Raw genomic sequence first — 17,615 nt, forward strand, 5'->3', positions numbered from 1 at the left:
GTCTACATGACCTCTTCCGCCTATATTCCAGGAACTTCATGGTGGCGAGCGCCCTCGCCGGGCACACCAGTGCGAGCAACTGTGAGCGTTCCAGGTTCCAAGTCGATGACTAATAGAGCCTTGGTTCTATCTGCTCTTGCCACCGAGCCTTCCCGTATTACAGGCGCTCTTTTAAGCCGCGATACTTCTCTCATGGTGCAGGCACTGCGCAGTTTAGGATGCGAGATTGATCTACAGCCTCATCCCGACGATCCCTCATGCGCTTGTTATTTCATCCGCCCGACCACCCAACTGGTGGGCGGTCCCATCGATTGCGGCCTGGCGGGGACGGTCATGCGTTTTATTCCCCCGATAGCGGCAATGGCCAACGGCAGAGTTTATATGGATGGCGATCCGCATGCGGGCTCTCGCCCTATGGGTGGGGTAATTGCAGGATTGCAACAGCTAGGAGTCAATATTTCAGGCAGCAGCCTCCCGCTTAGCATTGAAGGCAGCGGGGAAGTTGCGGGAGGAGAGGTCACCATCGATGCCTCTGCCTCTTCGCAGTTTGTCTCTGGACTACTCATGGCGGCTCCTCGATACCATCACGGCCTAGTCATTAATCACGCTGGCGGCCCACTGCCCAGCACTCCGCATATTACGATGACGGTTGAGATGTTGCGGGAGGCGGGAGCGGAGGTTGATACCTCAGTAACTCATCAATGGACGGTGCACCCTGGCCCCATCTCGGGTCATGATTGGGAGATTGAGCCAGATCTCTCTAATGCCACCCCTTTTATCGCTGCCGCGATGGTCACGGGAGGGGTCGTGCGCATTCGCAATTGGCCGATTCAATCGACCCAGGCTGGTGATGCGATTCGCTATATCGTTAAACAGATGGGTGCCCGGATCGAATATGCTCACAGCCACTATTCACACGATCTTATCGTGCACGCACCGCCTTTAGGTCAGCTGCGCGGAATTAATCTCGATATGTCAGATATCGGGGAGTTGACTCCAACGGTAGCGGCGATGGCAGCACTGGCAAGCGACACGAGCTCTCTCACAGGTATCGGCCATTTAAGAGGCCACGAAACCGATCGGCTGAGTGCTTTGGCTGATGAAATCAATGGTCTTGGAGGCCACTGTAGTGAGCGCGACGACGGTTTGATCATCGAACCTCGCCCGCTGCGTGCGGGCACGTGGCACAGCTATGCGGATCATAGAATGGCAACGGCAGGAGCTATTATTGGTCTGGTGATACCCGGGGTGCTCATCGACGACATCGATACCACCTCGAAAACTCTTCCCAATTTTGATCAACGCTGGCATGCAATGCTGAAGGGAGAATAAACGTCATAGTGGCTAGGGGTAATGTCTCACGGTCTTGGGATGAGTCAGATGTGCGAGTGCGGCCATCCAAGCGGTCGCGGCCACGCACTAAAGACCGTCCGCGTCACGACGATGCCGAATTTGGAATGGTGATAACCAAGGACCGTGGCCGCTGGGGTGTTGTGCTCGATTCTGCCACCACGCCCGATGAAGCGATCGTGTGCATGCGGGCTCGGGAGATGGGACGAACTCCCGTCGAGGTTGGCGACCGTGTGGGTGTCGTCGGTGATATATCTGGAAAACCCGGCACCCTAGCTCGCATCGTCAAATTAGAGGATCGAAACTCGGTCCTGCGTCGCACGGCAGATGATACAGATCCCTATGAACGCATCGTGGTCGCTAACGCCCACCAGTTACTCATAGTATGCGCTGTAGCCGATCCCCCACCGCGAGCAGGTTTCGTTGAAAGAGCCCTGGTGGCAGCATTTGTCGGCAACTTACAACCAGTCATCTGCCTGACTAAATCCGATCTGGTAGACCCCGCCGAATTCGCTAGCGAATTTGCCTCTCTCGCCGTCCCCGTCGTGATGTGCGGTATCGATGATCCTCTCGAACCTATCGAACGGGTCCTGGACAATAGGATATCCGCACTGATTGGGCACTCAGGGGTTGGGAAATCAACTCTTGTCAATAGGCTCCTGCCCGAGGCTCATCGCGCCACCGGCGAGGTATCGGGGGTGGGTAAAGGACGTCATACGTCGACCCAAGCAGTTGCCCTCCCCTTGGGGAAAAGGGGGTGGATTATTGACACCCCCGGAATTCGCTCTTTCGGGTTAGCACACGTCGACGCCGACACCGTTGTCGGTGTTTTTGAAGATCTAGCGCCTCACGCTGAGGATTGCCCACGAGGATGCACCCACATGGGTCCCCCCGCTGATCCCGAATGCTGCCTCGACCTCATTCCCACCGACTCCCCCGCGGGGCGCCGGGTGAAAGCGGTGCGCAAGCTCCTCCAGGCCCTGCGCTCCAAGGCCGATTGGGAACTTTAGATATGAAGCTTTGGATCTAAGCCCCTAACCCCTTCGTTGTGCGGCGCACTATCACCTTGACAGCCTCGGGAACTGTAGGACGTAATTCTTTAAGGAGTCGTAATCCCACGGTCAATCCGCGTCGAGTACCGCTGTGCTCACCGTGGGTTAACTGGGCTTCAATGTGGGGGTTTTTCGTGAATGCTCTATTCGATCGAACTTCGGGAGCATTATCCTTATCTGCTACTAGGTACTTATTGGGCAGGGTGAGCTTCAAGAGAGTTTTCTGCACCTTAAAAAGCTGCGCTGCAAAGGAATCGACGTTATATGGTAACTGATATTCTTGGCAGATCTCCCGAACCTTTAGGGACGCTTCTGCCAGTCTGTTCGATGGCATATCCGGAAATAGATGGTGCTCAACCTGGTAGTTGAGATTTCCTGACATGACCGTGAGCACTTTACCTCCGTGGAAATTGGCTGATCCCAGCATCTGCCTTAGATACCACTGGTTATGATCTTCATTCCTAAACTGCTCTTTGGTGAAGGTTTCAGCTTCGTCGGGGAAATGCCCACAGAAAATAACAGCATAGGCCCATATATTGCGGATACCATTGGCTACGAGGGCCGCTTTAATGGATTGTTTATAGCCAGGGCCTGATAGTGCCGGGTAAAGAATATAATCCCTCACATTATGTCGGCCAGCCTTACGCGTGGTTTCCCAGAATTTATCCTTAACGTCCGCCCATGTGGCTCGTTTGGTGAAGTAGCGCCCGAGTTCCACATCGTAATAGCCGACAGCCCACTGAAACAGGCTTGCGAGCACTGTATTAATCACGGGCTGGAAGGCAAATAAAGGGCTCCAGGCACGATCGCGGGTCACACGGAGGACTCCGTATCCAACATCATTGTCCATACCGAGAACATTGGTATACGTGTGGTGAATATAGTTATGGGCATGTCTCCATTGAGACGAAGGGCAAACAATATCCCATTCCCAGGTGGTGGAATGAATTTCGGGGTCATTCATCCAGTCCCACTGCCCGTGAAGAACGTTATGACCGATTTCGAGATTTTCTAAAATCTTCGACACGGTAAGCATAGTGGTGCCAGCCCACCAGAGTGGTTTCTTCCTCGGGAAAAGCAGAGAGATTCTTCCTGCAACCTCAAGCCCTCTCTGGATGCGAATCAGCCGCTTAATATAGGCGGCGTCCTTGGGGCCCAAGTCGGACATGATGTCTTTTTTTACCGAATCAAATTTGTGTCCAATGTCGATGATATCGTCATCGCTTAAATGAGCATATGCCTGAATATTGTCGATAGCCATTAAAGGCTCCTTTACTTTTTTAGTGTGCTAGTTCTATATCGCCGCAGGCCACCGAGACGCACGTTCTCAAGCGGGTGCCTGCTTCGTACGCTTCGCCTGTTTTCAAATTGAGAGCCATCCCGGTTTTAAGAGTGCATACGCAGGTCTGACAGATTCCCATACGACAACCAAAGGGAAGACCCACCTGCAACTCTTCAGCGGCCTCTAAGATTGTGGTCGCCCCATCAACACTCAGGCTACGTCCGTTGCCGAAGTCGATCGTGCCGCCTTGGGCGTCCGATTCGCGCGAAAATGTGAAGCGTTCTGTCTTTAGAGTCACGCCCTGGGCGGTTGCCCACTCTTCGTAGGCGTCGAGCATCTTCTCTGGCCCGCATGCATACACCACGCGATCGGCAATATCGGGGCAGAATTCATGGATATGATCGGGGGTAATGCGGCCCTCTGTGGAAGTGATATTAATGTGCACGCGGAATGTTGGATAGCGGCGCGCCAAATCGCGCAATTCCTCCTCGAAGAAGCAGCATTCCTCCGCTCGCACACTGTAGAGCAGATAGGTGTCGCAATGGCGGAGGTGATCCTGTTCGGCGAGGGTGCGCACCATTGAGATTATGGGGGTAATACCGGCACCTGCTCCGATAAATGCCAAAGCGGGGGGTGGTGGATCTTCAAGATGGAAATCTCCTGCGGGAGCGGCTAGGCGCACCACCATCTTCGGTTTAGCCATGCCCACAAGGTGCTGGGAGAGTTTTCCTTTTTCCACAGCTTTGACAGTGATCGACAGCAGACCGTCACCTAGGCTGGGAGCACCTGTCAGTGAATACGACCTCCACACAAATCGTCCGTCGATCTCTACGCCGATACCTATGTATTGTCCAGCGCGAAAGCTCACTGGTACGCCCCAGCCCGGCTTAATTTTGAGATGCACGGCATCAGCTTGTTTATGTGCGCTGACAATCAAACCGCGCAATTCCCGCGTGGACCATAGGGGGTTGAGTAAAACTGCGTAGTCGTCGGGTAATAACGGTGTGGTCAGTCGCTTCAATGCGGAGCGGATACGGCTGAGGCGATCACGGGTGGTTTTTGTACTAGGTGGGGTTGGCAGTTGTTCCATAATGTGGATTTCTGGGTAGATGGCTGGGTAGATGTCAGGGTAGATGTCACAGTGAAAGTCTGAGTGGAGTTGTGAGCGGGGGTAACCTTTCTTCCACTAGGGTGAAAGGTTTTCCCCTCAAAACTTACGCTACCGTAGCTTACCGCACCGTAGGTTATTGTGCAATAAAAATCCCACTGCCATGTATGCAGTGGGATTCTTAATTTATCGATGGTTTCTACAACAGATCGATTAACACCGGCAGCTCGGATGGGTCATACCATGCCATATAATTATCGATAGCATCTCCCACGGCCAATTCCGCGATCTCATCACCAAGATCAGCTTCATCGATCACTTTGATGGCCTTCGCAGTGGCCTCCTCACTACCTGCGGCATCGACGTGAATGGCGGCCAGATCTTCACGGTGAATACGCGGTGGGTCCACACGCACCACAGCCTCCCCCAGGTCAGGATCTGGGTGAAGATTCGCATCGGGAAGATCTACTGAGATCACCACGCGACGGTGCGGATAATATTCCTCGTCATAGAGAGCGAGTAAACGTATAGACGCCCGCGCCGCCTCATCGAAAGCAATCTCCTCAAAATCTTCCTCTTCACCGGATTCATAGCTCTCCCGCAGTGCCGCGGTGACTGCGAAACCGTAGCCCGAACGCACGCTTAAGATTCCGTCCTCTTCCAAAGACCGCAAATAACCGACAGTGGCGGGAATATAGACTCGCACTAGAACTCGCCCTCAAACTTGAAAATACTCTGCAGCTCTACCAAGGTGCGATCAAATTGCTGATAGTAGGATCCCACGAGACCAGCTTCTACGGCACCGCGCACATTGACAATCGAATCGTCGACCATAACGCAGTCCTGCATGGGAATACCAATAGCATCGGCTGCTGCTTGGAAAGCAGCGAAATCAGGCTTCTCCGCCCCAATCTCTCCGGAAAGGACAACGGCATCTACCACACCGGAGCTAGCCAACACACGGATCGGCTCAGCACCGGGGCCGCCTGGATCATTGGAGAGTACGGCCGTCGCGATTCCCTGAGCTCGCAATGCCTTCAGTACATGACGCCAGCGATACTGCTCCTCTTCGGGGCCATCAAGCACCCCCACATAATCCACAATTAAGCCTTGCACGATTAATCTCCACCTCACTTTTTTAAGCCATATCGCTTACAATTAGACTGATCCTATTGTTGCATATATCTAGTAGGATTTTTTAGCACGAGGCATTCAGGGCTCGGGTCTAAAACCCGCCAAGCCCACCACCGCCCATGAATATCCTTACCATTGCTCGATAGGCCTACCACAGCTCGATCATCATTGGTTCCGTGGCGCTCAACCCTACCAAAGGAGCGTCATGTACCATCCTAAACCCGGATTCGCCCTTCTCCAGTGTGCAGAATACGAACCTCGCCGGATCTATCATCCGCCGCCGGTCACACTCCCCGAAGACATAACAACGCACATCAAATGCTCTCTCTACCGAGCGCTTCAATGCGCGTGCGGTCAAAAGCCCATCTCAGTCCTGCGCGCCAGCTCTTACGACGCAGCAGTCATCAGGCATATACGCGCAAAACTAAAGGGACAGCCAACCTCACATACACAGCTCGGCCATATCCAGATCGCCAGCCTCCATTTTTTCCGCAAGAAGGACACCTATCACACCTCCCTCGACGCCCCCGTGCACGTATACGAGGCTTATGGCACCTTTTCAGTCGGCCCTGATCACCGCGCCTTTACTGCCACCGTCAAGAAAGAAGAGGGCACCGCAGTCCGTATCTCCACTCTTCGCGTTATCTGATCTCTGATACCCAAAGGAGCGGGCTGCAACCATCCTGTCTATCAGGGGTTACAACCCGCTCCGCAGGCTGATAATGATCGAGTTCTGTCTGCCGAGTGCGGTCTACGCCTCGGCGGAATCGCGCTGTTCAGCCAGTTGAGCAGCAGCGGCATCAGCTTGGGCCTGGAAGGTGCGCCGGAGCATGAAAAGCTGGCGTACGGTTTCTTCCTTGATGGCATCTTTCATAGCATTAAACATATCGCCTCCCTCTTTTTGGTATTCAACCAAGGGATCGCGTTGCGCCATGGCGCGCAAGCCGATACCTTCCTTGAGGTAGTCCATCTCGTAGAGATGCTCGCGCCATTTCTGGTCAATGATGGGCAGGATGACCTGGCGTTCGAGGTAACGCATCTGCTTGTCACCAGCGACTGTGCTGACCAGCTCTTCAAGAGCTGCATATTGTTCATGAGCATCAGCCAGCACGGCTTCCCGCAGTTCATCTGAACTCAGCTCGCCGGGGCGGCCATACTGGGAGCCTTCGATAAGCGACTGCGGGGTCATCGACGGTCCGTAGAGGGACTCCAGGGCATTCCACAGTGCATCAAGGTCCCAATCCTCAACATAGCCATTGGCTGTAGCGCCATCCACGTAGGCGGAGATAGTTTCGTCAATCATCGCTTGGATATTATCGGCGATATTGGCTGACTCCAGAATCTCGCGACGCTCACGGTAGATGACCTTACGCTGCTCGTTCATGACCTCATCGTATTTGAGGACGTTTTTACGCATCTCAAAGTTCTGGTTCTCAACCTGTGCCTGCGCACCCTTTATAGAGTTGGTAACCATCTTTGCCTCAATAGGGACATCATCGGGAACGTTGAGGCGATTCATCATATTCTCCATGGTCTGCCCGACAAATCGAACCATCAGGTCATCGCGCATAGAGAGATAGAAACGAGTAGTACCTGGGTCACCCTGACGACCCGCGCGGCCGCGCAGCTGATTATCAATGCGGCGGGATTCGTGGCGCTCAGTACCGAGCACATATAAACCGCCCGCTTCGCGTACCTCGTCGGCTAGAGACTCCGAGCGCGTCTTTTGCTTTGCAAGCTCGTCATCCCAGGCGGCTTCGTATTCCTCAGGGGTCTCCACGGGATCCAAACCGCGATCGCGCAGTGCTATATCAGCCAAGATATCGGGGTTACCACCCAGCACAATATCGGTACCACGACCGGCCATATTGGTAGCAACCGTGACAGCACTTGGCAAGCCTGCCTTGGCTACAATTTCGGCCTCTTCAGCATGATGCTTGGCATTAAGGACATGATGCTTCACACCTTTGCGTTGGAGGAGCTGAGATAAATACTCGGAGCGCTCCACTGAGGTGGTACCAACGAGCACCGGCTGGCGGCGCTGAACGCAATCAACGATATCTTCTACCACTGCGGCAAATTTTGCCTCTTGGGTCTTATACACCAAATCGGTCATATCATCGCGGTGCGGTGGCCGGTTAGTTGGAATGGGAACCACGTCCAGCTTATAGATCTGGTGCAATTCGGCTGCCTCTGTCTCAGCGGTACCGGTCATTCCGGCCAGCTTCTCATAGAGGCGGAAGTAATTCTGCAAAGTGATGGTGGCTAAGGTCTGGTTCTCATTTTTGATCTCCACCTTCTCCTTCGCCTCGATAGCCTGATGCATACCCTCGTTATAGCGGCGACCATCAAGCACACGGCCCGTGAAGTCATCGACAATCATGACCTCACCGTTGCGCACGATATAGTCCTTATCGCGGGTGAACAGCTCTTTAGCCTTCAATGCATTATTGAGATATGACACCAACATCGAATTCTCAGGGGCATATAGATTCTCGATACCCAGCATATCTTCGACGAAGGCAACACCCTCTTCACGCACACCAACGGTGCGCTTACGATGGTCGACATCATAATGGATATCCACCTTCATCTTCGGAGCGAGTGCCGCGAACACGTTGTAGTGCTGAGAGGCGCCATCAGCGGGACCTGAAATGATCAGCGGGGTTCGAGCTTCGTCGATAAGAATAGAGTCAACCTCGTCGACGATTGCATAATGGTGGCCACGCTGCACTAAATCGTTGAGGGTATGCACCATATTATCGCGGAGGTAATCGAAGCCGAGCTCGTTATTAGTACCGTAGGTAATATCGGCGTTATAGGCCTCGCGACGCTCGTCAGGGCGCATATTCGAAAGAATGACTCCCACTTCCAGGCCAAGGAAGCGGTGCACACGTCCCATCCACTCGGCATCGCGCTTAGCAAGGTAATCGTTAACCGTCACCACGTGCACGCCCTTACCTTCGAGCGCATTAAGGTAGGCGGGCAATACACAGGTCAGGGTCTTACCCTCACCTGTGCGCATCTCGGCCACTGAGCCGAAGTGCAAAGCCGCACCGCCCATCACTTGCACCAAATAGTGCTTTTGTCCCAAGACGCGCCAAGCAGCCTCCCTAGCAACAGCAAATGCCTCGAGAAGCAGATCATCGACGGTCTCTCCGTCTGCGATGCGACTCTTGAACTCTTCGGTCTTGGCTTTCAACTCCTCATCGGTGAGATCGGAGTACTGTGGCTCGAGAGCCAGCACTTCCTCTGCAATTTTCTGAAGACGCTTAACTTTGCGTCCTTCGCCGATGCGCAGCATCTTAGAAAGTCCGAACACGAGTGAGTTCCTTTACTAGCAAATGGTAAGTTTTAGTGGTTTTTAACCCCTCGCCCACCACGACGAACCGCAGCGAAACTCGGGAATAAAGGTTACCTATATCGTTCCAATAGGCACCTCGCTATTTCTCCGTGACCATTGTACTCACAACAGTTACAAAGCAAGAACCCCAATCATAGATTGGGGTGAAAAATCAAAGACCCTCCGCCGCCTCCCCGAGGGGACCACGGGCGGAGGGCCTGGCTCAACCGCGCACGACCTCGCGCGACCAAGCTCGACCTAGTTTGACCTAGCTCAAGGAGATCAATCCATAATCGAATGCGTGGCGGCGATAAACCACCGACGGGTTACCCGTCTCCTCATTGATGAAGAGATAGAAATCATGACCAACCAATTCCATCTCGCTCAGCGCATCGTCAACGCTCATAGGCTTGGCGGGGTGCTCTTTGGTACGAACGATTTGTCCCGGCTGGATATCTTGGACCTGATCAGCATAAGGATCATGATCATATAAGTCCTCGCGAGTATCCTCTTTGGCGGCTCGCCTCTCAGATTCATTGACCAATCCGGCAACAATCTCGCCAGTGTTCTTAGGGGCACGGTGACCAGATAGGGAGATCGAACGACGTGCCTTCACCTTACGCAGGGAACGTTCCATACGTGAGAGAACCGTTTCCAGAGCAGCGTAGAAGGAGTCCTCTTTCGCTTCAGCTCGCGCAATATGGCCTTTGCCGGTTGCCGTGATCTGGATCCGATCACTCTCGTTGGCGCGGCGTGGGTTGCGCTCGTGCTGGAGCTCCACGTGGAAGAAGGTGAGAGTCGGGTCGAGGCGGGCGATTTTTCCTAACTTGCTCCGCACGCGCTCCGCGAAGTGCTCTGGAACCTCGACATTACGGCCAGTAATTGTTAACTGGACATCGGGGCTCAGGGTATCTTTTTCAGCAGGCGTGGTCATAGTCACGTACCTTCCTGGTCGGCCGCCACCCGAATCTTGTGAAGGATTACTCAAGATAAGGAAAATGTGGCGGGAAGCAACTTCATTATTAATAATACATCGCGTCATAGTCATCGCGCCAAACCTTTTCTGCCTCTGCAGCTAGGCATGACTGAGCGCCAGAACTCCGTATACATTTGCGCCCGCCCAACTCAGAGCATTCACTGAGGCCCGCATTGTAGCTCCTGTGGTCAACACGTCGTCGACCACCACAACATTTCCTTTGAGCTGGCTTTTTAAGGCCACAGCGCGCTGCATATTTCGAGCACGGTGTGTCGCCGAAAGCCCCACCGATTCCTGTGTTGATTCCCTCAAGTACAAACAATCGGCCACCTCCATCCCCGAGGCTTGGCATATGCGCCGCACCGGGTCTCCGCCCCGTTTACGCGCCGAACTGCGCTTCGTGGGCGCCGGCACTAGTATGACCGGCTCCGGCAAATGTCCGCAGACATATAAATACTCAACACTCGCGCGCAGCACAGCTCCGAGGAAAGGAATAGCATCATAACGCCCGCGCTCTTTGATCTGGATAATCGTTCGCCGTCGCACTCCACCGAGAGGCCCCAAGGAGAAAGTAGGCACCTGGGGGTCGATTCGCAAGGACACGGGGCTTGGGATACTCCGAAAGACCTGTTCGCACTCTGAGCACACAATAACCCCTGGGTGCCGGCATCCCACACACTCTTTGGGTAAGAACAGCTCTCTAAGGGGCAAGAGCACCGCGCAGCTCCCAACTTATGGAATTAGCTCACCAGATATTCAACAACCGACCTTCACCTGTAACCATAGTGGTCGCAACCCCGAGTTGCTAAGCATAGTGCCTCTCCGTATTGGGGAATCGGGGGCCCCCGATTCCCCAATATGGAGGAGGGGGGATTACTTCTATTGAGGAATCACCGTCACAGCGCGCTCGCCTTCTAAACCTTGGATCTCGCGCCAATAGGTTGCCGATCCAGTAGTTGACAGCTGCAAGCTTGCGCGGGCGTCGGTGATATATACGGCCGATTGGTTGCTACTGAGATTGACTACCGGCGCTACTATATTGCCGGAAGACAGTGCCAGCGCTGAGGATCCGTCGGGTTCGGCACGCCACACGGGAGTATCACTACCCGAAGTCCCCACATACAGGGTGCCCTCAGGACCCCAATCGAGTGATACCGCTGAACCGCGAGCCACTTGGAGGATCTCATAGCGGTTACTGAGCTTGCGCTCTCCTGCACGCGGGGTGGAAACTGTAGCAATATAAACGTAGCCATCAATAATAAAAGCCGCGCGTACGCCGTTATTAGACAAAGCGAAAGCAGATATATCGGGGCTATTGTCGTTGAGATCGAGATCAGCAATGTCGACGTCGATCAGTGCGCTTTCTTTACTACTCTCCGAACGTGCAATGCGCTTAATAGAATTACCATCTGCCACCACCCACAAGGCTTTGCCCTTATTTTCGAAAGTGGGTTGGGTAAACGTGCGAGCTTCAGCGACGGTGGTCAGGGCTCCGTCAATATCCCCGATGAGCAACTGGGATTGTTTAAGATCGCCAGAGCCATTGGTGCGCACGAGTGCGACAGTTTTGCTCTGGGCGGAAATATTGAAGGATTCAATATCATTGAGTGTGCCTAATGGGCCGGTAACCGGACTTTCTTGGCCAGCAGATACTTGGGAAATGGAGCCACCGGTCAGGGCATACATAGTTGCGGATGAGGCTCGGGCGGCCTGCGGGTTGAATTCAGGGAAATCGTCCACGGTAAGATTGGCGTCTCCCTCGGCAGTCAGCAATGGGACCCCGTCAACATCGAAACGGTACGGTCCCGCGATCCCTGCAGTGGCAAGCGTCCACACGAGCTGGGCAGCGAGTCGGTGACGGGCATCATCATCAAATTCGGCAAAACCGGCGAGCTGATAGATGCCGTTGTCAATCCCGACAAAACTGGCGGTGGCGGGGATTTGATCGAGGACTCCTGGGCTGAGAGCCTTCGAGGGGCCTGCGATAATGAGGCTAATGAGAGCCGATCCCAGAGAGCTGGAGCCGGAATATACCCAGCGTTGGTCGGCGACAAGGGTATCGCCTGCGGGATTGAAGAAGAAAATTGCTTGGGTAAGGTAACGATTGCGCAGTTCAGTACGTTCCACCACAATCTCGTTGGGGCTATTTGAAATTCGCCACTGGCCGTCGACTCGCACCAGTTCAACGTCCGCACGATAGTCGCTACGCTGCGGATTATACGCCCCACCTTCGCTGATGGTGCCTACCACAGTACCGGTAATGGTATAAGAGAGTTTGTTAGTGTCGCGGGCAATATTACTCGACATATCTATGCGATCTAATACCGTAATAATCGGCTGAGGTGCCCACTTTTGGGCAAAGGAGGCGGTGAGATAATGTCGAGCCTGTTGGTAATTTTGGCTGGGATTCGCGCTTGCAGCATAGAAATCACGTACGAGGAGATCAGGTTCACGTCCTAGTATTGGCCCGGGCTCTTGGGTGGGAGTTTGGCTACTAAGACTCCGTAGTGCTTGCGGTTCACTCGTCGAGGGAAGGGTCACACACCCAGTCAACGCGCTGATCGAGACAACTACGAAGATTAGCCCACAGGGATTCTTGACGTACATAAATGAGAACTCGTCTTTCAAAGGTCCGCTACGGCATTTAAGCGTTCGGAGGCATCTGGGATGTCAATGCGAAGGGGTAGTGGGTCTTGACCATAACCCTCACCCGGTAGCTTGGGAATAGTTAAGCGAAAGCATGAGCCAGCACCTGGGAATCCGGTGGCCTCGAGACTGCCACCATGGAGAACCGCGTCCTCATGTGAAATGGCTAAGCCCAGTCCAGTTCCCCCTGAATGGCGCACGCGCGCCGGATCCGCTCGCCAGAATCGATTGAAAACCAAGTCTTCCTGACCGCTCTTGAGTCCAACACCGTGATCTGTCACGGTCACCGATACGGCCTGCGCATTTTCCCCGATCGCTACCGTTACCGGTTTCCCCTCGGAGTGGTCGATGGCGTTTGCTAGGAGATTGCGCAAGATACGCTCGATGCGCCTCGGGTCGCACACCACTTGCACGGGCGCATCGGGAAGATCGAATTCAACGTCCACATGAAGTTCGGTTGCTAGATGCGACGTATATTCATAGGCACCCTTGACGCAGGCCCGCATATCGATGGTCGATTCTGCGAGCTCAGCTACTCCCGCATCATGGCGAGAGATCTCCAGGAGGTCGTTCAACAGTGCCTCGAATTGATCGAGTTCACTGACCATCAGTTCGCTGGCCCGCCGCATTGCGGGACTTAACTCCTCATTATGAGACTGGATCATATCAGCTGCCATGCGCACTGTCGTTAAGGGAGTACGCAGCTCGTGGGACACGTCAGAGGTAAATTGGCGCTGTAGGCTGCCATATTCTTGCAGCTGATCGATTTGCTTCGATAGCGAAGCTGCCATGGTATTGAAGCTCTCCGCCAATCGCCCCATTTCGTGCTCGCCTTCAACAATCATGCGTTCTCGTAGATGCCCAGCGGCAAAGCGTTCAGCAATGCGACTGGCCGCTCGAACTGGTGCTATAACCTGGCGAATTGTTAGCCACGTGATACCCATCATAAGAACCACAAGGACTAGGCCTGCTGCAGCGAAAACGCCGCGCAGTAGTGATAGCGTAGCGCGCTCAGCCTCCATTGATAGCACCAGATAAACCTGCAGATTCGGGATATCAGATTGAGTTGGCGTGCCAATGATCATCGCCCGATAGCTGGTGCCGTCGGCACGCGAAATGGTAGCAAATTGATATGATACTTGGCCTTGGGAAACAAATGATCGCAGCCGTTCCGGGATGCGATACGCCTCCGGGGCAACCACAATTGAATCGTCGGGGCCCTCCACGAGTAGTACTGGCTCGTATGCAGTCTGTGAATCCGGTGAGTTAATCGATCGCGAGGTTAGCGCTGCTCGCGCCGCATTGAGACGTACCTGCACACTTGAGCTTGTTGAGGTTGCCTCGATTTGTTGCTCTACCGCGATCCGCGCTCGCTCGATCTCAGCATCAGCGATATCCAGTTTTGCCTGAATCAGCTTGGAGGTCACTATAGAGACCAAAATATAGGCCAATCCCAGCATTACCACCAAAGAGGACGCCAAGATAGTGGTGATCAGGCGGTATTGTAGCGAGGTGCGCCAGCTTTCGGCGATCCAAAACCGTAGTCGATGGTGATTGCTCCGGAACTTTTTAATAAAGGGTCGTAGCTTCACTAGTCGCCAGTCTTATAACCCACACCGCGCACGGTTAGGACAATCTGCGGATTTTCGGGGTCTTTTTCGATCTTGGCGCGCAAGCGCTGGACGTGTACATTCACCAGGCGCGTATCGGAGGCGTTCCGATATCCCCACACTTTCTGTAGCAATTCTTCGCGTGTGAAAACCTCTCCGGGTTTTGAAGCTAGTTCCGAGAGCAAATCAAATTCCAGGGGTGTTAGGGAAATCTCCTCGCCGCCACGTGTGACGGTATGACCTTTGACGTCAATATAGAGATCCGCGATATGTACAGAGTCATGAGTTTTATCTGCTGCGCCGCGTAAACGAGCGCGCACGCGAGCCACCAGCTCTTTGGCTTTAAACGGCTTGGGGATATAATCGTCCGCTCCCGATTCGAGACCGAGAACTACGTCGACTGTATCGGTTTTGGCGGTCAGCATCACGATAGGCACGGCAGAATCCTGGCGAATTGCACGGCAGATATCGATACCATTCATCCCCGGCAGCATGAGGTCGAGCAGGATTAGATCGGGGTTCTCCCGGTAGCAAGTATCTACCGCCTGAGCACCATCGTTGACTACCACGCTGTCAAAGCCCTCAGCTTCGAGCACTAGCGAGAGCATTTCTGAGATCGCTGGATCGTCATCGACTACGAGAATCTTATGGGCCATCTTCTTCTTTTCCTTCTCACCCCAGCGGCCTGCAGGCGGTGCAGCGAGAATTCAGTTGTTTGGTTGTTGAGCAGATGAGAGGTCGTACCGATAATGTTAGAGCTAAGCGAGCAACAACACTAGTCTCGGGGTTGAGTTTGTGGTCGCATATATTCGGTGAGATTGGTGCAAGCGGGTAGCTTTTCACGGACTTGGGCTTCAACCTCCGCGTGATTGTACTGTCCGTCAATGATCAACCATGGGGAATACCAATTTTCCTGCGCTAATCGTCGATAGGTGGCGGCGGTACGATTTTGCAGACCACGATCGGCCTCATAGCTATCAATCGCACGGTCAGTATCGGTGCGAGCACGGTGGTGAGCGCGCTCATGGGCGAGCTCAGGTGATGTAGCTAATAATATTTGAAGATCAGGTACGGGCAACCCTTGCTCTATGAATTCGAAGGTTGCCACCCACTCTACAAGTGCTTCGTCTAGGCTACGCGCCGCGCTATAGGCAGCGTTACTAGCGACATACCTGTCGAGGATCAATACGCGGCGGGGGTCGTATGCATATGAAGCTATATAGTCTTTGACCTCTGCACGATCGAGAGCGAAAAGTACCGCCATAGCATTAATAGAGTCGGCAACGTCCCCAAGATCATGATGAAGCGCCCGCTGCGCCAGCTGTGCGTGTATGGAGTCTTGGTAGCGGGGGAAAGAGAGGGTGTCTGCATCGAAGGCGTTCCGCAACCGTTTCACCAAGGTATTCTTTCCGGCCCCATCGATACCCTCAATCGCAATAATCATCTAGCGTTCCATTCTCTCCTGGGTTACTCTAGGTCAGCGCCTCAGTATAGACATCGAGATCAAGATCGGTTTCCGCTAATTCGAGAATCGAGCTGGCGCTTTCACGAAGCTCCTCATCACCATGACCGATAAGCTCTCGTATAAAAGGATAGTGTTCTACCACTTCCCCATCGGTATAAGGAGCCGAAGCCCAAATAGCCACGATCGTTGCGGCGGCGAGTCCAATAATGAACTCATCATCACTGCCTTGGTCATCGAGCCCTAGGAGAATTGCATCGTGAATATTGCTCGCGATCTCAGACTCGTCCAGCATAGCAAGCTCGTCAAGGAAAGAAGTGACCACTTCTTCATTGAAGATTTCATGATCCCACGCGTGCATATCAACGTCCTTCCGCATCGAGCTGGTACCTATTTGTATCTTGATTTGTAGTCGTAGTCGATCGCATTATCAAGCCCTTCTAGGCTCGGGCGACAAATACCTGCCCAGACCCGGTCAGCTTAATCTCGCAAGGGTCAGCCGCTGAGATCCACACTGCTTGAGTGGGTGTCAAATCTAGCTCGGCGTCTCCGTTACCAACTGTTATTTCGCCCTGCGTACAAAGAACGATGCGTGGACCGCTCAGAGATACTGTGCGCGTGTCGACGATATCAAAGCGGTGTAAATCGAAGGCATCAAGATTGACCTCGTAGCGCCCGTCACGATCTCTGAGCGTAGGCTCTGCTAGAGACTCAAAGCGCAGCACCTTGACCAATTCTGGAACGTCCACATGTTTAGATGTGAGGCCACCACGCAAGACATTGTCGGAGTTGGCCATGATTTCAACTCCCATCCCACGGCAGTATGCATGGAGATTTCCAGCGTCCAGAAAGATAGCCTCCCCGGGCTGCAGAACGAGATAATTAAGGAGTAAACCACCCAGCACTCCCACATCACCTGGGTAGTGCTCATGGAGATTGACAATATTTCTCGCGGCGTCAACCATCCAGGTATTTTCTTCCACTGGGTGGTTCTCCATGTCCCGGATAAATGCTCGGGCTCGTTCTACGATCGCTGCAATGAGGGTGCGGCGGGCTGGAGCTGGGATGGAGATCCAGGTGGTAAATAGTCCTCTCAAGCCTGTCTCTTCTGGAGTGCTATCATCGTCACCTAATATCGCTAGATAGCGGTCTAGCTCCGGACATGCCAAGGCTTGAAGCAATTCTCTTGTTAATTTCAGCGGTCGGAAGCCCGCCATCGCGTGAAATTCTGTCAGTGCGACTAAGAGTTCCGGTTTTGGTTGTGGGTCGCGGTAATTACGGTGCGGATCACGGATATCGATACCACTGGCATTTTCCCGCTCGAAGCCTTCGCGGGCTTGGTGTGCAGATGGATGCGCCTGCAAAGACAGCGGTTCATTTGCGGCTAGGATTTTCAGCAAATAAGGTAGCTCGCCAGAAAACTTCTCCGCTATATCTACACCTAGATGAGCCGCGGGGTCCTCAGCAATAAGTTCATCCAGTTTCTGCCCGTCGACTCGCGCCGGGAGTGCGGGGTGGGCGCCGTACCAGAGTTCCGCCTCTGGGTGTTTGCTTGGCTCTGTTTCTCCTCTGAGTTGAGCAATGAGGGTTCGTGAACCCCACGGGTACGCCTGGGTGGGAGGATCTAAGGGCAGCATCATAATAGGGTAGGA

16 protein-coding genes are annotated in these 17,615 nt (G+C 53.7%); 3 read left to right on the plus strand and 13 right to left on the minus strand.

Features of this window, described 5'->3' with window-relative positions:
• Window positions 1–6: 6 nt before the first annotated feature.
• Window positions 7–1,332, plus strand: coding sequence for a 3-phosphoshikimate 1-carboxyvinyltransferase (gene aroA / locus N7326_RS02645; protein WP_259289316.1), 1,326 nt, complete (start codon window positions 7–9; stop codon window positions 1,330–1,332).
• Window positions 1,333–1,340: 8 nt separating this feature from the next.
• Entirely contained in the window at window positions 1,341–2,360 is a 1,020-nt protein-coding gene (gene rsgA / locus N7326_RS02650; RefSeq protein WP_259077165.1) for a ribosome small subunit-dependent GTPase A, read from the plus strand.
• A gap of 16 nt (window positions 2,361–2,376) precedes the next feature.
• Here rsgA and N7326_RS02655 read toward each other — a convergent pair whose 3' ends face one another.
• From N7326_RS02655 to N7326_RS02670, 4 genes are all read right to left on the minus strand, one after another.
• Window positions 2,377–3,663: a fatty acid desaturase family protein gene (locus N7326_RS02655; protein ID WP_259077166.1), complete on the minus strand. Its 1,287-nt coding sequence runs from the start codon at window positions 3,661–3,663 to the stop codon at window positions 2,377–2,379.
• 19 nt (window positions 3,664–3,682) lie between these two features.
• Window positions 3,683–4,774, minus strand: coding sequence for a ferredoxin reductase (locus N7326_RS02660; protein ID WP_259077167.1), 1,092 nt, complete (start codon window positions 4,772–4,774; stop codon window positions 3,683–3,685).
• A gap of 217 nt (window positions 4,775–4,991) precedes the next feature.
• Window positions 4,992–5,498 carry a DUF6912 family protein gene (locus N7326_RS02665; protein WP_259077168.1) on the minus strand — a complete coding sequence of 169 codons (507 nt, stop codon included), beginning with the start codon at window positions 5,496–5,498 and terminating at the stop codon, window positions 4,992–4,994.
• On the minus strand, window positions 5,498–5,908 hold the full coding sequence (locus tag N7326_RS02670; protein WP_259077169.1) for an HAD family hydrolase: 411 nt from the start codon (window positions 5,906–5,908) through the stop codon (window positions 5,498–5,500). Before N7326_RS02670 ends, N7326_RS02665 begins: the two co-directional genes overlap by 1 nt.
• Window positions 5,909–6,131: 223 nt before the next feature.
• Here N7326_RS02670 and N7326_RS02675 point away from each other — a divergent pair, with 223 nt between their 5' ends.
• A complete protein-coding gene (locus N7326_RS02675; protein WP_259158103.1) occupies window positions 6,132–6,575 on the plus strand; it encodes a hypothetical protein in 444 nt (147 codons plus the stop codon).
• Between the two features lie 102 nt (window positions 6,576–6,677).
• Here the strand turns inward: N7326_RS02675 and secA are convergent, their stop codons facing one another.
• The 9 genes from secA to manA form a co-directional block, all read right to left on the minus strand.
• The gene (gene secA / locus N7326_RS02680) at window positions 6,678–9,248 is read right to left on the minus strand and encodes a preprotein translocase subunit SecA (RefSeq protein WP_259077171.1); all 2,571 of its coding nucleotides are present in this window, start codon (window positions 9,246–9,248) and stop codon (window positions 6,678–6,680) included.
• Between the two features lie 289 nt (window positions 9,249–9,537).
• Window positions 9,538–10,203, minus strand: coding sequence for a ribosome hibernation-promoting factor, HPF/YfiA family (hpf, locus tag N7326_RS02685; RefSeq protein WP_263088208.1), 666 nt, complete (start codon window positions 10,201–10,203; stop codon window positions 9,538–9,540).
• A 141-nt stretch (window positions 10,204–10,344) separates the two neighbouring features.
• Window positions 10,345–10,848, minus strand: a complete 504-nt coding sequence (locus N7326_RS02690) for a ComF family protein (protein WP_259077172.1) — start codon at window positions 10,846–10,848, stop codon at window positions 10,345–10,347.
• Window positions 10,849–11,124: 276 nt separating this feature from the next.
• On the minus strand, window positions 11,125–12,852 hold the full coding sequence (gene lpqB / locus N7326_RS02695) for an MtrAB system accessory lipoprotein LpqB (protein ID WP_263088106.1): 1,728 nt from the start codon (window positions 12,850–12,852) through the stop codon (window positions 11,125–11,127).
• A gap of 17 nt (window positions 12,853–12,869) precedes the next feature.
• The gene (gene mtrB, locus N7326_RS02700; RefSeq protein WP_396124706.1) at window positions 12,870–14,483 is read right to left on the minus strand and encodes an MtrAB system histidine kinase MtrB; all 1,614 of its coding nucleotides are present in this window, start codon (window positions 14,481–14,483) and stop codon (window positions 12,870–12,872) included.
• On the minus strand, window positions 14,483–15,157 hold the full coding sequence (gene mtrA / locus N7326_RS02705) for an MtrAB system response regulator MtrA (RefSeq protein ID WP_259077174.1): 675 nt from the start codon (window positions 15,155–15,157) through the stop codon (window positions 14,483–14,485). The genes mtrB and mtrA overlap by 1 nt, the downstream gene beginning before the upstream one ends.
• A 119-nt stretch (window positions 15,158–15,276) precedes the next feature.
• Entirely contained in the window at window positions 15,277–15,945 is a 669-nt protein-coding gene (locus tag N7326_RS02710; protein WP_263088107.1) for a dTMP kinase, read from the minus strand.
• Between the two features lie 28 nt (window positions 15,946–15,973).
• Window positions 15,974–16,324, minus strand: a complete 351-nt coding sequence (locus N7326_RS02715; RefSeq protein WP_259077762.1) for a hypothetical protein — start codon at window positions 16,322–16,324, stop codon at window positions 15,974–15,976.
• Window positions 16,325–16,403: 79 nt separating this feature from the next.
• Window positions 16,404–17,600 (minus strand): mannose-6-phosphate isomerase, class I, encoded by a 1,197-nt coding sequence (gene manA / locus N7326_RS02720; RefSeq protein ID WP_259077763.1) that lies wholly within the window; start codon window positions 17,598–17,600, stop codon window positions 16,404–16,406.
• Window positions 17,601–17,615: the final 15 nt, after the last annotated feature.

The organism is Corynebacterium sp. ES2794-CONJ1 (assembly GCF_025660615.1).
Classification (GTDB): Bacteria; Actinomycetota; Actinomycetes; order Mycobacteriales; family Mycobacteriaceae; genus Corynebacterium.

Coding starts and splice junctions, on each gene's coding strand:
- aroA (WP_259289316.1), top strand. CDS start 7: ATGACCTCTTCCGCCTATATTCCAGGAACTTCATGGTGGCGAGCGCCC.
- N7326_RS02655 (WP_259077166.1), bottom strand. CDS start 3,663: ATGGCTATCGACAATATTCAGGCATATGCTCATTTAAGCGATGACGAT.
- N7326_RS02660 (WP_259077167.1), bottom strand. CDS start 4,774: ATGGAACAACTGCCAACCCCACCTAGTACAAAAACCACCCGTGATCGC.
- mtrA (WP_259077174.1), bottom strand. CDS start 15,157: ATGGCCCATAAGATTCTCGTAGTCGATGACGATCCAGCGATCTCAGAA.
- lpqB (WP_263088106.1), bottom strand. CDS start 12,852: ATGTACGTCAAGAATCCCTGTGGGCTAATCTTCGTAGTTGTCTCGATC.
- N7326_RS02715 (WP_259077762.1), bottom strand. CDS start 16,324: ATGCACGCGTGGGATCATGAAATCTTCAATGAAGAAGTGGTCACTTCT.
- N7326_RS02675 (WP_259158103.1), top strand. CDS start 6,132: ATGTACCATCCTAAACCCGGATTCGCCCTTCTCCAGTGTGCAGAATAC.
- hpf (WP_263088208.1), bottom strand. CDS start 10,203: ATGACCACGCCTGCTGAAAAAGATACCCTGAGCCCCGATGTCCAGTTA.
- manA (WP_259077763.1), bottom strand. CDS start 17,600: ATGCTGCCCTTAGATCCTCCCACCCAGGCGTACCCGTGGGGTTCACGA.
- N7326_RS02710 (WP_263088107.1), bottom strand. CDS start 15,945: ATGATTATTGCGATTGAGGGTATCGATGGGGCCGGAAAGAATACCTTG.